General features: G+C 70.2%; 11 protein-coding genes. 8 read left to right on the top strand and 3 right to left on the bottom strand.

The genetic code is table 11. The features are described 5' to 3' along the window. The first annotated feature begins 106 nt into the window (after positions 1-106). The 3 genes from ACWEJ6_RS12475 (at position 107) to ACWEJ6_RS12465 (ending at position 3,962) form a co-directional block, all read left to right on the top strand. Positions 107-832, top strand: a complete 726-nt coding sequence (locus tag ACWEJ6_RS12475) for an alpha/beta fold hydrolase (RefSeq protein WP_452423461.1) — start codon at positions 107-109, stop codon at positions 830-832. Positions 833-1,280: 448 nt separating this feature from the next. Next, positions 1,281-2,798, top strand: coding sequence for an RtcB family protein (locus ACWEJ6_RS12470; RefSeq protein ID WP_452423459.1), 1,518 nt, complete (start codon positions 1,281-1,283; stop codon positions 2,796-2,798). A 714-nt stretch (positions 2,799-3,512) separates the two neighbouring features. Further along, positions 3,513-3,962 (top strand): RICIN domain-containing protein, encoded by a 450-nt coding sequence (locus ACWEJ6_RS12465; protein WP_452423457.1) that lies wholly within the window; start codon positions 3,513-3,515, stop codon positions 3,960-3,962. 88 nt (positions 3,963-4,050) lie between these two features. On the opposite strand, the gene ACWEJ6_RS12460 is transcribed toward ACWEJ6_RS12465, so the two are convergent. The 3 genes from ACWEJ6_RS12460 to ACWEJ6_RS12450 form a co-directional block, all read right to left on the bottom strand. Beyond that, positions 4,051-4,680: a CG0192-related protein gene (locus ACWEJ6_RS12460; RefSeq protein WP_452423455.1), complete on the bottom strand. Its 630-nt coding sequence runs from the start codon at positions 4,678-4,680 to the stop codon at positions 4,051-4,053. Positions 4,681-4,741: 61 nt separating this feature from the next. Then, positions 4,742-5,836, bottom strand: coding sequence for a sensor histidine kinase (locus ACWEJ6_RS12455; RefSeq protein WP_452423453.1), 1,095 nt, complete (start codon positions 5,834-5,836; stop codon positions 4,742-4,744). Beyond that, positions 5,833-6,498 carry a response regulator transcription factor gene (locus ACWEJ6_RS12450; RefSeq protein WP_452423451.1) on the bottom strand — a complete coding sequence of 222 codons (666 nt, stop codon included), beginning with the start codon at positions 6,496-6,498 and terminating at the stop codon, positions 5,833-5,835. The genes ACWEJ6_RS12455 and ACWEJ6_RS12450 overlap by 4 nt, the downstream gene beginning before the upstream one ends. 164 nt (positions 6,499-6,662) lie before the next feature. Here ACWEJ6_RS12450 and ACWEJ6_RS12445 point away from each other — a divergent pair, with 164 nt between their 5' ends. The 5 genes from ACWEJ6_RS12445 (at position 6,663) to ACWEJ6_RS12425 (ending at position 13,766) form a co-directional block, all read left to right on the top strand. Then, on the top strand, positions 6,663-7,727 hold the full coding sequence (locus ACWEJ6_RS12445) for a hypothetical protein (RefSeq protein WP_452423449.1): 1,065 nt from the start codon (positions 6,663-6,665) through the stop codon (positions 7,725-7,727). A 321-nt stretch (positions 7,728-8,048) separates the two neighbouring features. Next, entirely contained in the window at positions 8,049-9,380 is a 1,332-nt protein-coding gene (locus ACWEJ6_RS12440) for an extracellular catalytic domain type 1 short-chain-length polyhydroxyalkanoate depolymerase (RefSeq protein ID WP_452423447.1), read from the top strand. Next, positions 9,365-10,753 (top strand): extracellular catalytic domain type 1 short-chain-length polyhydroxyalkanoate depolymerase, encoded by a 1,389-nt coding sequence (locus ACWEJ6_RS12435; RefSeq protein WP_452423445.1) that lies wholly within the window; start codon positions 9,365-9,367, stop codon positions 10,751-10,753. Before ACWEJ6_RS12440 ends, ACWEJ6_RS12435 begins: the two co-directional genes overlap by 16 nt. A 26-nt stretch (positions 10,754-10,779) precedes the next feature. After that, a complete protein-coding gene (locus tag ACWEJ6_RS12430; RefSeq protein ID WP_452423443.1) occupies positions 10,780-12,357 on the top strand; it encodes a lectin in 1,578 nt (525 codons plus the stop codon). 26 nt (positions 12,358-12,383) lie between these two features. After that, a complete protein-coding gene (locus tag ACWEJ6_RS12425) occupies positions 12,384-13,766 on the top strand; it encodes a glycoside hydrolase family 43 protein (protein ID WP_452423532.1) in 1,383 nt (460 codons plus the stop codon). Positions 13,767-13,846: the final 80 nt, after the last annotated feature.

The raw sequence follows: 13,846 nt of genomic DNA, 5'->3' as shown, positions 1-13,846 counted from the left end.
GCCTGGCCCCCTCACCCCCAGGATCGCGAGGGCTCTGGCTGCGCCGGCGGACGAGCGGAAACCTCGCTCGGGAACGAACACCCCTTTGATGAGCAAGGAGCCGCACATGTCAACGTACGTGCTGGTACACGGAGCCTGGCACAGCGGACGATGCTGGGAGCGGGTGGTGCCGCTCCTGACCTCGGCCGGGCATCAGGCGGCCGCGCCGTCGCTGACCGGCCACGGCGACAAGGCCCATCTGCTCGGCCCCGAGGTGGGACTGGACACCCACGCCCGCGACATCGTCGAGCTGATCACCGCGAACGACCTCACCGACGTGATCCTCGTCGGCCACAGCTACGCCGGGCTGGTCATCTCCTCCGCCGCCAATCGCATCCCGGAACGCATCGCCCACCTGGTCTACCTCGACGCGATGGTCCCGGAGGACGGCGAGAGCGCGGTGGACGTGCAACCCGTCACCCAGGCCCTCATCGACCGCGCCGCGCAGTCCGGGACCGGCTGGCGGATCCCGCCGATGCCCGAGCTGCCGCCGCCCCTGGGCCTGTTCGGGGTCACCGACCCGGCGGACGTGGCCTGGCTGCGGGCGATGCTGTCGGACCAGCCGGCGCTCTGCCTCCAGCAGCCGGTCCGGCTGGACAACCCCGCCACGCACGCGATCCCGCGGACGCACATCCACTGCGTCGCGGGCGTACCGGAGGGCGTCACGCGGCGGCCCGTTCCGGCGACGCAGCCCAACGGCAGCCCCGCCCAGGTGTGGGAGCTGCCGACGGGCCACGACTGCATGATCACCATGCCGGCCGAGCTCGCCGAACTACTGCTCAAGCTCGCGTGACCCGGTGGCGCCCCGAGTCGGCCACCCGGGGACGCGTCAGGGCTGAGGTCGGAACAGGTACAGGCCGTGGGTGCGGTCCAGCCACCCCGCGTCGATCTCCCGCCCGGTGAGGCGACCTGCACGTGGGCAGTGCCGGCCCACATGCCGGCACGGCCGCCACCGAGACCGGCGATGTCGTCCAGGCCGTACCGGTGAGCAACACTTCAGGTTGACGTACTCCCGTCTTCCGGGCTTCCCTCGTGGACTTGATGGCCGGCATCGTCTCGGCGGAGGCGTAAATCCGTGGTGTGGGCGGCGCGTGCCGTACTACAGTCGGGCACGCCTTCACCTCGCGGCTGCTGAACCACGAGGCCCGCGGCGGCGGCTCCGGTCCGTCGCCTTCTTCGGCGCGCTATCGGTCGCGCCCGCCCCCTTGCATCGCTTTCAGCAGCCCGAAGGACTCACCATCATGCGCATCCGTCAGGACCGCCGTCTCCTGCGCCGCGACGAGCAGTGGCTCACCCTCCCGAACCCTTGGGACATCCCCGTCGACATCTGTGCCGACGAACGCGTGCCTCTCGAACCGGCCGCCGTCGACGAAGTGCTGTCCGTCCTGGAGACCGCCGACACCCTCGACCGCCTCGCCGAGGCCGTACCCGGCCACGACGGTCCGCTGCCCCGCCTGGTCCGCCTCGTCCTCACCCCTGACTTCCACAAGGGCGCGGGCATCCCGATCGGCACCGTCATCGAGACCGAGGGCGCGCTGCTCCCGCAGGCGGTCGGCAACGACGTCAACTGCGGCATGCGGCTGGAGGTGACCTCACTCACCGTGGAGCAGGTACGGCCGCGCCTGGACGCCCTGGAACGGCGGCTGCGGCACCTGTTCTTCGAGGGCGGCCGCCGCATCGCCCTCACCCCCGCCCAGCGCGAGGCACTCCTGCGCGACGGGCTCCCGGGGCTCCTGCACACCGGCGACGCCCCCTGGCAAGGTCACCAGCCGACCGACACCGAGGACTGCCTGCATCGCATGCACGCTCCGGCGCACCCGGCCGGTACCGCCGAGGCGTTCGCCGACTGGATCACCAGCGCGGGCGGCACCGAGGCCGCCAGCCATGACAGCCTCATCGGCAGCATCGGCGGCGGCAACCACTTCGCCGAACTGCAGTACGTGGCACGGGTCCACGATCCCGCCGCCGCGTACGCGTGGGGCCTGACGGCGGGCGCGGTCGTCCTGATGGTGCACAGCGGCTCACTGGCGCTGGGACACCAGGCCAACGCCACGGCGCTGGACCGGCTGCGCCAGACCTGGCCGCCGGGGTTGTCGCGACCCCGCAACCAGATCCTGCCGTTCCTGCTGAACGAGCGCACGGCCGCCGCCCGGCGCCGCTACCTGGACGCCTTCGGCAACGCCGCCAACTTCGCCTCGGGCAATCGGTTCTTCCTCGCCCTCACCATGCGGGCCGGGCTCGCCGCCGAATGCGGTCGGATGACGGCCCGCCTGGTCTACGACGCGCCGCACAACCTGTTCTGGCAGGAGGAGGACCGCGTCGTCCACCGCAAGGGCGCGACGCCGGCGGGTGGTCACGAGCAGATGAGCGGCGGCCCGTACGCGATCTGGGGTGAGCCCGTGATCGTGCCCGGGTCGATGGGGGCGTCCAGCTACCTGCTGCGGGGCCACGGCAACGCCCGCACGTTGGCCAGCGCCTGCCACGGCGCCGGACGGCGAGTCCCGCGCGGCGCCACCGCACGGGCCGGCGACCGCGATCTCGACGCGTTCCTGCGGGAGTTCCGCGTGGTCACGCCGCTGGACCACCGCGATCCGACCGTGGCGCGCCGCGCGGACGTGATGGCGGCCTGGCGGCGCGACCTCAAGCAGGAAGCTCCGTGGGCGTACAAGGACATCGGGCCCGTGGTGTCGAGCCTGCACGCGGGAGGTGTGGCGGACCCGGTGGCCGAGCTGCGCCCGCTCCTCACCGTCAAGGGCTGACCGCCTTTTCCGCGCATGGCATCGTCCGGTCGGGCCAACCCGATCGGTTGGCCTGGAAATAGGTCGCCCAAAAGCCGATAAGGTCAAATCAAACTTCCCGATGAACTGAACTATTGGCCTATTCCGATAGCCGCCTGCCCATGGGCGATGTCCTGACCAGCACCAGTGCTTCGGCCGCGCATAATTCTCCATACGGTCGGCCGTGACGCGCTGCTGCCATTGGCATCGGATCTGAACGTTGATAGTCGCCTGCGCCGTTTTCTCTTGAGGCGGGGTGGCCGGGAACGTCGTGATGAGCTTGTCTGACACTGCTGGTGGGACCGGGTGGCGGAGGCTTGAACCCTGTCCGGATGTGGCCACGGCTGGAGGGTGATTTCCCGCCCGCAATCAAGTTTCATAGAGACGAACAGCGCGTCGCCGCCTCGATCATCGACTGGAGGGAAGCAAATGGCCATTCCTGCTGTCGCCGATCGAGCCGTTGCCGACAAGTCCATGATCTCCAGGCGCAGCCGTGGTCTGGCAGCTCATCACGGGTTTTCATGACGGGCGCGTCTGCCGGAATTCAAGGCTGAGAAATAGGCCCCTGATATGGCCACTGTTTCGCTGTTGACCCTTGAATGTCGACCGGCTCAATGTGGTGACCACTGGCAGGGCCGCACCGTCCGGTGTGTGTGGCAGGGTCCTGCCCCCGATTCCCCTACCCAGGAGGTACTCATGGCTCCTTTCCCGCCGCGAGCCCGGCTGATCGTCAAGCAATCGGGCAAGGTGCTGGCCATCGAGAACGCCAGCCTCAAGGACGGCGCCAGCCTGAACCAGTACGACACGGGCACCCAGGACAACGAGAAGTTCGAGCTGCGTGACGCCGGCGACGGCTACGTCCGTATCGTGGTCAAGCATTCGGGCAAGGTGCTGGCCGTCGAGAACGCCAGCCTCAGTCAGGGTGCCAGCGTGAACCAGTACGACACGGGCACCCAGGACAACGAGAAGTTCGAGCTGCGCGACGCCGGCGACGGCTACGTCCGCATCGTGGTCAAGCATTCGGGCAAGGTGCTGGCCATCGAGAACGCCAGCCTCAGTCAGGGCGCCAGCGTGAACCAGTACGACACCGGCACCCAGGACAACGAGAAGTTCCGGCTGGAGCCCATCAGCGACGCCAACTGGTAGTTCACAAGGTTCACCACGTCCGTGCCGTCCGTGCCCCGGGCGGCCGGGCGTGCCGCGAGCGTGTCAGGCGCCGGTGGTCTCGTAGACGTCAGCGAAGTCTCGCGGACGCCAGTGGCACCGGCGTCTCCTGACCTGGCCAGGCACCACGTAGCACCACGTCCGCGAGCTCGACGCCGACGTCGAGTCGGCGGACGACGACCAGCTCGATCGTGTCTGTCCCGATCACCGTCGGGTCGTCCTCGGTGACGCGCTCGATCTCTCCCACGGCCGGCATCACCGCTGCCTCGCCTCCACCACCGATGACGGTCATATCAGGCTCGCGACGCACCAAACGGCCATCGACCTGCACCAGTTTCTCGGCCTGGCCCGTGCCGCCGATGATCGCCCTCGCCAGTGCCGCAGCGTAGACAGGATCACCGACCGCGTCATAAACCCAGCGCATACCCAGCACCGAGTGCTCGGCGGTGCCCAGCAGCCACGCGTCGCCCCCGGGCAACGGCGCCTCCCGGTAGGTGAGCGGCATCTGATGAACCGGGCCGTCACCGACCCGTACCAGCATCGTCTCCATCCCGACCGCGCCGGCCGGGTCATCGAACCGGAAGGAGGCCAGCTGCTGCGTCTCGCCGGCCGGCCCGGTGTACCAGGGGCGGCCGGGCAACCAGCCGCTCAGCAGCTCAAGCTTCGTAGGCCGAAGCGTTGCCTGGTAGAGCAATGCCATGGGGCCATCGTAGCGTGATCGAAGAATACGCAATCGGGAGAATTTCCGCCCCGAACCGGGATCAGCCGAACAGTATCGTCACGTCCAAGCCGCCATCGGCGCGTGGAAGCGCCGTCAGCCGTGCGCCGTGCGCCTGGGCGACGGCCCGGACGATCGCCAGGCCCAGTCCGTGGCCGTCGGTCGTGTGGGTGCGTGGGGCGCCGAGCCGCTGGAACGGCTGGAAGAGCCGCCGCAGGTCCTGCGGCCGGATGGGCGGGCCGGTGTTGCCGATCGTCAGGCGGGCGCCCTCGCCGGTGAGGCCGGTGGCGATGGTGACGTGTCCGTCGGGAACGTTGTGGTGGAGCGCGTTGTCGACCAGATTGCCGATCATGCTGGCGATCAGGTCGGGGTCACCGCTGACGGGCGCGGGGTCCAGCGACGTACGAACCGTGACCGTTCGCCCGGCGGCCTCCGCGCGGCGCGACGACACCGCCTGCTCGGCGACCTCGGCCAGGTCGACCGGCTCCCGGTGCTCGATGCCCTTCTCTCCTTCGGCCAGCGTGAGGAGAGCGCCGATCAGGCGTTCCTGCCGCGCTCCGAGAGCGAGTGCCTCCTCACACGCGGCCCGCAGGCTCGCCTCACCCGCCTCGGGGTCGGCGAGCGCGACCTGGAGCACGGCGCGCTGACCGGCCAGCGGGGTGCGCAGCTCGTGGGAGGCGTTGGCCACGAAATGGCGCTGCGCCGCGAACGAGGAGTCCAGCCGCTCGAACAGGTCGTCGAGGGTGCGCCCCAGCCTGGTCAGCTCGTCGTCCGGGCCACGCAGGCCCAGCCGACGGTTGAGGTTGGTGGCCGAGATCTCCCGGGCGGTCACGGTCATGGCGCGCAGCGGGCGGAGGAAGCGCCCGGCCAGCCACCACGCGGCCAGCACGGTCAGGACCACGACGACGATCCCGGTGACCGCGAGCACGGCGTCGACCTGCTGGGCGGAGCTGTCGGGCGGTGGAGCGGCGTCCCCCGCCCGGCGGCGGACCTGGTCCCTGCCGAACAGGAATCCGGCGACCAGCATCATCGGGACGACGACGGCCAGAACCAGTCCGGCGTACAGCGTCGTGAGCTGCGCGCGCAGGGACGGCCGTCGCAAGTGGCGCCGAGCGCGGCCGGTCACCGTCAGGTTCATCGCGGGACCCCGATGCGGTAGCCGCCCTCACGGACGGTGCCGATCACCGGTGGTTCGCCGAGTTTGGCCCGTAACCGGCGCACGGTCGTCTTGACGGCCGTGGTGAACGGGTCAGCGGCCTCGTCCCAGACCCGTTCCAGCAGCTCCTCCGTGGACACGACCCGGTCACCGGCGGCGAGCAGGCACTCCAGCAGCGCGAACTCCTTCGGCGTCAGCTCCAGGCGCCGCGCGCCGCGAAAGGCCACCCGCCTGCTCGGGTCCAGGATCAGGTCCTCCGCCCGGAGGATCGGCGGCACGGCGGGCGCCGAGCGGCGTCCCAGCGCGCGCACGCGGGCCACGAGTTCGGCGAAGTCGAACGGCTTGGGCAGGTAGTCGTCCGCGCCCAGCCCCAGACCCTCGACCCTGTCCCGTACGGTGCCCGCGGCGGTGAGCATCAGCACCCGCGACCCCGCGTCACCGGCGGCGATCTCGCGGCACACCTCGTCGCCGGGCGTGCCCGGCAGATCGCGGTCCAGCACCACCACGTCGTACCGGGTGGCGGCCAGGCGGGCCCGGGCGTCGTCGCCGTCGAGGACGACGTCCACCGCCATGCCCTCGCGCCGCAACCCGGTCCCGATCGCCCGCGCCAGGACCTCGAAGTCCTCGACGACCAGTACTCGCACGACCGTCCTCCTCACCCCGGTGGTGGCGCCGTTCCGTCCACCGCGTCCGGTCACCGGACACGATGCCAGGGATCCGGTGTCGAGCGGGTGTCAGCGGCTGACACCCGGCCGACACCGGCCGTGCCGTACAACCGTCGGTGATTCCCCTTCGGAAAGGACGAGACGTGACAGATCCGCGGTTGACCCGGCGCAGGTTCCTCGCCGTCACCGGGGCCGGTACGGCAGCCGGCGGACTGCTGACGACCAGCTCGACGACCAGCTCGAAGGCCGGCTCGAAGGGCACGGGCGAGGTGTCCGCACGGGGCCTCACCCAGGCCGTCCTGTCGGCCTTCGAACACCACCGGCTCGTCGCCGTCGGCGAGTCGCACGGCCAGCAGGAACACGGTGACGCGCAGCAGATGCTGCTCACGGACCCGCGGCTGCCGGACGTGGTCGACGACATCGTCGTCGAATTCGGCAACGCGCTCTACCAGCCGGTCATCGACCGGTTCGTCGCCGGCGCGGCCGTCGAGGACCACGTGTTGCGGCAGGTCTGGCGGAACACCACGCAATCGCCCGGGGGCACCGGCGACCAGCCGATCCGTGAGCAGTTCTTCCGTACGGTCCGCGCCGTCAACTGGACGCTGCCCACCGCGCGGAGGATCCGGGTGCTCCTCGGGGACCCGCCGATCGACTGGTCACGCATCACCACCCAGGACCAGGTGGACGGCTTCCTGGCCCAGCGTGACACCCACATGGCGTCCCTGGTGCGGCGGGAGGTGCTCGCCAGGAACCGCCGGGCGCTGATCTGCTACGGCAGCGGGCACGTGACGCACTCGCCGGAGCGGGGCCAGAACGCCGACCACGCGGTCCCGCTGATCGAGGAGCAGACCGGCCGGCGCGTGTACGTGATCGTGGCCGGCAGCCATCCCCGCCTGGCGGCCTGCCCACGGCGTACCGTGATCGCGTGCTCCGGCAACTGGCTGGAGTCGGCCGACGCGGGACAGTTCATGGACGCGCCCCGGCTGTGCGGCTTCCCGCTGGGGAAGCTGGCCGACGCCGTCCTGTACCTGGGGCAGCTGAAGGACCTGACGCAGCCGCTGTGGAACCCCGCGATCTTCCTCGATCCGGCGTACTGGGCGGAGCTCCAGAGACGCAACGCGATCAACGGGAACCTCGTCGACCTGGAGGCGTACCGGCGGCAGCAGCCGATCTCCCTGCCCTCGTCACCGCCCGTGAACTGCGCCTGACAGCGCCGGCCAGGGCGCTTGCGGCCCCGCCCGTGCCGTTCGTCTCGATCGCGCAGGTACAACCTGCACCTTGGCGTCCGGAGAGTTTCGTCAGCTGCTGTCGCGGGAGGCTGATGAAAGTTTCACGGCGACGCTCTCGCCGGCCCGCCTCGATAAGTCAAGGTGAGCGCGCTCGGCGGCCGCCTCCTCCGGCCGCCGCGCGCCATGGCGCTCTTGACAGCGCCTTTACGGCTCGTATTTGCTCCCTCCGTCCCTTCCATCGGCCCGGAAGAGCTCGGCCGGGCAGCGCTTTGTTAGCGCTAACATGCGAGAGGTGGAGGCATGAAGCCAGGCGAATCGCGCAGGACGAGGCGCGCGGGCATCGGAGCCGCTCTGGCGGCTGTGATCACGGCGGCGGTCACCGGTCTGTCCATGCTGCTGGTGGGCGCGCCGCAGGCGTCGGCCGCGGTCCTGACCGAGGTGACGAACTTCGGGGCCAACCCGGGCGGGCTGCGGATGTACCTCTACGTCCCCGACAGGGTGGCGGCCAGGCCGGGCGTCCTGGTGGCGATGCACGGCTGCAACGGCTGGGCTCCCGGCTTCCACCAGGGCACCGAGTTCGCCTCGCTGGCCGACCGGTACGGCTTCATCGTCATCTACCCGCAGGCGAACAAGAGCGCCAACGGCCTGTCGAACTGCTTCGACGTCTGGTCGAACGAGGCCCTGCGGCACGGCGGCGGCAGCGACCCGGTGTCGATCGTCTCCATGACCAACTACGTGCTGCAACGCTACAACGGCGACCCGCAGCGGGTGTTCGCGACCGGCTTCTCCTCCGGGGCGATGGAGACCGGCAACCTGCTCGCCACCTACCCCGACGTGTTCAAGGCGGGAGCGCCGTTCTCGGGCGTGCCCTACGGCTGCCTCGGGCCCGCCGGATGCGGGGACAAGACGCCGCGGCAGTGGGGCGACCTGGTCAGGAACGCCTACCCCGGCTACACCGGGCCCCGGCCGCGCGTGATGGCCTGGCACGGCACCGCCGACTCCGTCCTGCCGTACACGATGTTGCAGGAGGAGGTCGACCAGTGGACCGACGTGCACGGCCTGAGCCAGACCCCCGCCTCCACCGACAGCCCGCAGCCCGGCTGGACCCGGCGGGTCTTCGGCTCCGGGCAGGTCGAGGCGTACACCGTCACCGGCGCCGGACACGACCTGCCACATCCCGGGATGGCGGCGTACGCCATCCGCTTCTTCGGCCTGGACGGCGGCTCGTCCACCACGACGCCGACTCCACCACCCGCAGGTCAGATCAGGGGAGTGGCCTCCGGCCGCTGCGTGGACGTGCCCAACGCCGGCACCGCCGACGGCACCGCCGTACAGCTGTGGGACTGCAACGGCCGCACCAACCAGCAGTGGACGCGGACCTCGGCCGGAGAGCTGAGGGTGTACGGCGACAAGTGCCTGGACGCCGGAGGCACCGGAAACGGCGCCAGGATCCAGATCTACTCCTGCTGGGGCGGCGACAACCAGAAGTGGCGCGTCAACTCCGACGGCACCATCACCGGCGTCCAGTCCGGGCTGTGCCTCGACGCCGTCGGCGCAGGCACCGGCAACGGCACCGGGCTCCAGCTCTACACCTGCCACGGCGGCACCAACCAGAAGTGGACCTGGACGTGATGCCCCTGGCCCGCCGCGCCGACCGCGGCCCCGCGACGACCCGGGCATCGCGTGCCGCGCTCGCGACCGCCGCCGTCCTCCTGATGGCCGCCGCCGTGCTGCTGGGCGTCAGGCCCGCCGCGGCCGCGTCGCTGACCCGGGTAACCGGCTTCGGCAACAACCCGACCAACCTGAACATGTACATCTATGTCCCGGATCGGCCGGCGGCGAGGCCGGCGCTGCTGGTCATGGTGCACTACTGCACCGGCTCGGCCGCCGGGGTGTTCAACGGCGTCGGGCACGACTACGTCAGTGCCGCCGACCAGTACGGATACGTCATCGTGGTCCCGGAGGCCACCCGCAGCGGCCAGTGCTTCGACGTGTCCACCCCGGCCGCGCTGAGACGTGACGGCGGCGGGGACTCCACCGGGATCATGTCGATGGTCAGCTATGCCCGGCAGCGCCACAATGTGGACCCCGCCAAGATCGTGGTCAGCGGCTTCTCCTCGGGCGCGATGATGACCAACGTACTCGCCGCGCAGTACCCCGACGTGTTCTCGGCCGCCGCGGCGTTCTCCGGCGTCCCGGCCGGATGCTTCGCCACTACCAACGGGTCCTTGTGGAACAGCGAGTGCTCCGGCGGCCGGATCGTCAAGACCGCCCAGCAGTGGGGCGACCAGGCCCGCGCCATGTTCCCCGGCTACACCGGCGCCTACCCGCGCATGCAGCTCTGGCACGGCACCGCCGACACCACACTGGCCTACGCCAACTTCGGCGAGGAGATCAAGCAGTGGTCCGGCCTGAACGGGGTGAGCCAGACCCCGGCGTACACCGACAGCCCGCGCTCGGGCGTCACCCGCACCCGGTACGGCGGCACCGGAGCCCAGCCGCGGGTCGAGGGGCTCAGCTTCGCGGGGGACGGCCACTCCCTGCCGTTGACGGGCATGTTCCCCCACGCCCTCTCCTTCCTCGGGCTCGACGGCACCTCGCCTGGCCCGGCGCCCGGCGGCCAGGTCAAGAACGTGGGGTCGGGCAGGTGTCTCGACGTCGCGGGCGCCTCCCAGACCAACGGCGCCCAGGCGCAGATCTGGGACTGCCACGGGCAGCCCAACCAGCAGTGGACCTCCACCGCCTCCGGTGAGCTGCGCGTGTACGGCGGCAAGTGCCTGGACGTGGCCAACAGGAGCACCGCCGACGGCGCCGGCGTGATCATCTGGGACTGCAGCGGCCAGAGCAACCAGCAGTGGCGCTTCAACGCCGACGGCTCCATCACCGCCGTCGGTGCGAACAAGTGCCTGGACGTGCCGAGCAACAGCACCGCCAACGGCGTCAAGCTCCAGATCTGGTCCTGCAGCGGCGCCGCCAACCAGCGCTGGGCCCGCGCCGGCTCATGACGACACCCAGGAGGTGGAGAACCGAAATGCGCAGAATTCTGGGCCTGACGACGGCCGTGATACTGGCGGCCGGCTCCCTCGTCGCGATCGGCGGTGCCACGTCCCCGGCCGTCGCGCTGGAGAACGGCCTCGCCCGTACCCCGCAGATGGGCTGGAACGACTGGAACAGCTTCGGCTGCAACGTCAACGACGGACTCATCCGCCAGACGGCCGACGCCATGGTCTCCAGCGGCATGGCGGCGGCGGGCTACACCTACGTCAACATCGACGACTGCTGGTCCACCAAGAGCCGGAACGCGAGCGGAGACCTGGTGCCGGATCCGCAGAAGTTCCCCAACGGCATCAAGGCCCTGGCCGACTACGTGCACTCCAAGGGGCTCAAGCTCGGCATCTACTCCTCGGCGGGCACCACGACGTGCGCGGGTTACCCGGCCAGCCTGGGCTACGAGCGGCGGGACGCGGCCCTTTGGGCGTCGTGGGGGATCGACTATCTGAAATACGACAACTGCGGCGACCACCGTGGCATGAACGGGCAGCAGCGGTACACGGCCATGCGGGACGCGCTGGCCGCCACCGGCCGCCCGATCGTGTACAGCCTGTGCAACTGGGGTCAGGAGAACGTGTGGACCTGGGGGGCGCCGGTGGGCAACTCCTGGCGTGACACCGGCGACATCGCGGCCAACTGGAGCTCCATCATGGGCATCCTGGACCAGCAGGTCGGGCTGGAGTCGTACTCGGGCCCGGGGGGCTGGAACGACCCGGACATGCTGGAGGTCGGCGTCGGTTCGGTGACGGGCACCGAGGGGCGCGCGCACTTCAGCCTGTGGTCGCTGCTGAACGCGCCCCTCATCGCCGGCAACGACCTGCGCACGATGAGCGCCGACACGCGCACCATCCTCACCAACACCGAGGTCATCGCGGTCAACCAGGACTGGGGTGGCCGGCAGGGCCACAAGATCAGCGACAACGGCGACCTGGAGGTCTGGCGCAAGCCGATGAAGAACGGCTCGGTCGCGGTCGTCCTGCTCAACCGAGGCACCTCGACCGCGACCGTCTCCACCACCGCCGCGGCCCTGGGGCTGGGCTCGGCGTCCTCCTACTCCGTGCGTGACCTGTGGGCGCACACGACGTCCTCCTCGCCGGGGACGATCAGCGCACCGGTCCCCGGGCACGGGGCGGCCATGTACGTCGTGACGGGAGGCGGCATCGTCACGCCCACCGCGGTCGCGATCAAGGGAGTGGGCTCGGGAAGGTGCCTCGACGTCGCCGGCGCCTCGCAGGCCAACGGCTCACAGGCGCAGATCTGGGACTGCCACGGCCAGGCCAACCAGCAGTGGACGCCCACCGCGAGCGGCGAACTGCGCGTCTACGGCGGCAAGTGCCTGGACGTGTACGGCGGTGGAACCACCGACGGCACCAACGTCATCATCTGGGACTGCAACGGCCAGAGCAACCAGCAGTGGCGCTTCAACGCCGACGGCTCCATCACCGCCGTCGGTGCGAACAAGTGCCTGGACGTGCCGAACAACGCCACCGCCAACGGCACCAAGCTGACCATCTGGTCGTGCAACGGCGGCGCCAACCAGCGCTGGACCCGTAACTGACCCGTCATCCGGGAGCGATCGTGAGAATGGCATTACGGTTGCCGGCCACCACAAGAGCCGGACGCGGAATCGCAGGGGTGCTGGTCCTGCTCGGCCTCGTGGCGTTCCTGCCCGCCCACCCGGCCAGGGCGGACAATCCGATCATCCAGACCGTCTACACCGCCGACCCGGCGCCGCTGGTGCACAACGGACGGGTGTACCTCTACACCGGCCATGACGAGGACGGCTCGACCTGGTTCACCATGAAGGACTGGCGGGTCTGGTCCTCCGCCGACATGGTGAACTGGACCGACCACGGATCCCCGCTGAGCCTGACCACCTTCAGCTGGGCGAAGTCCGACGCCTGGGCGGGACAGACCATCTACCGGAACGGCCGGTTCTACTGGTACGTGCCCACGACCAACCGGGCGACCGGCCGGATGGCCATCGGGGTGGCCGTCTCCGACAGTCCGACCGGGCCGTTCAGGGACGCACTCGGACGGCCGCTGATCGAGAACGGCGAGATCGACCCGACGGTCTTCATCGACGACGACGGGCAGGCCTACCTCTACTGGGGCAATCCGCACCTCTGGTACGTGAAGCTGAACGCCGACATGACCTCGTACTCGGGAAGCGCGACGCAGATCCCGCTCACCACGGCGGGCTTCGGCACCAGGACGGGCGACGCCAACCGCCCGACGCTGTTCGAGGAGGGGCCCTGGGTCTACAAGCGGAACGGCCTGTACTACCTCGTGTTCGCGGCCAAGTGCTGCTCGGAGTTCATCGCCTACTCCACGGCCCCCGGCCCCACCGGGCCCTGGACCTACCGAGGGACGATCATGCCCACCCAGGGCGGCAGCTTCACCAACCACGCGGGCATCGTCGACTACCAGGGCGGCTCGTACTTCTTCTACCACAACGGCGCACTGCCGGGCGGCGGCGGCTTCACCCGTTCGGTGGCCGTGGAGAAGTTCGCCTACGGCTCCGGCGGCACGATCCCGACGATCAACATGACCGCGTCCGGGGCGCCCCAGGTGGGCACCCTCAACCCGTACGTCCGCCAGGAGGCCGAGACGATCGCCTGGGAGTCCGGGGTCGAGACCGAGCCCTCCAGCGAAGGCGGGATGAACGTCGGCTGGATCGAGAACGGCGACTACATCAAGGTCAAGGGCGTCGCGTTCGGCGCCGGCGCCAGGACCTTCACCGCGCGGGTCGCCTCGGCGTCCGGCGGCGGCAGGCTCGAACTCCGCCTGGACGGCGTCAACGGCCCGTCGGCCGGGACCTGCACCGTGCCGGGCACGGGCGGCTGGCAGACCTGGACCACCGTGTCCTGTCCGGTCAGCGGCGCGAGCGGCACCCGTGACCTGTACCTGAAGTTCACCGGCGGAAGCGGCTACCTGTTCAACATGAACTGGTGGCAGTTCAGCTGACGTCACATCTCCCGCGCGTCACCGGCGCCACCGCCACCCGCCTCCCGCTCCGCCGGCGAGAGGGGGTGGCGGTTCCCGTA

The sequence above is a fragment of the Nonomuraea sp. NPDC004702 genome, assembly GCF_053601695.1.
This window is presented reverse-complemented; position numbering and strand designations above follow the sequence as displayed.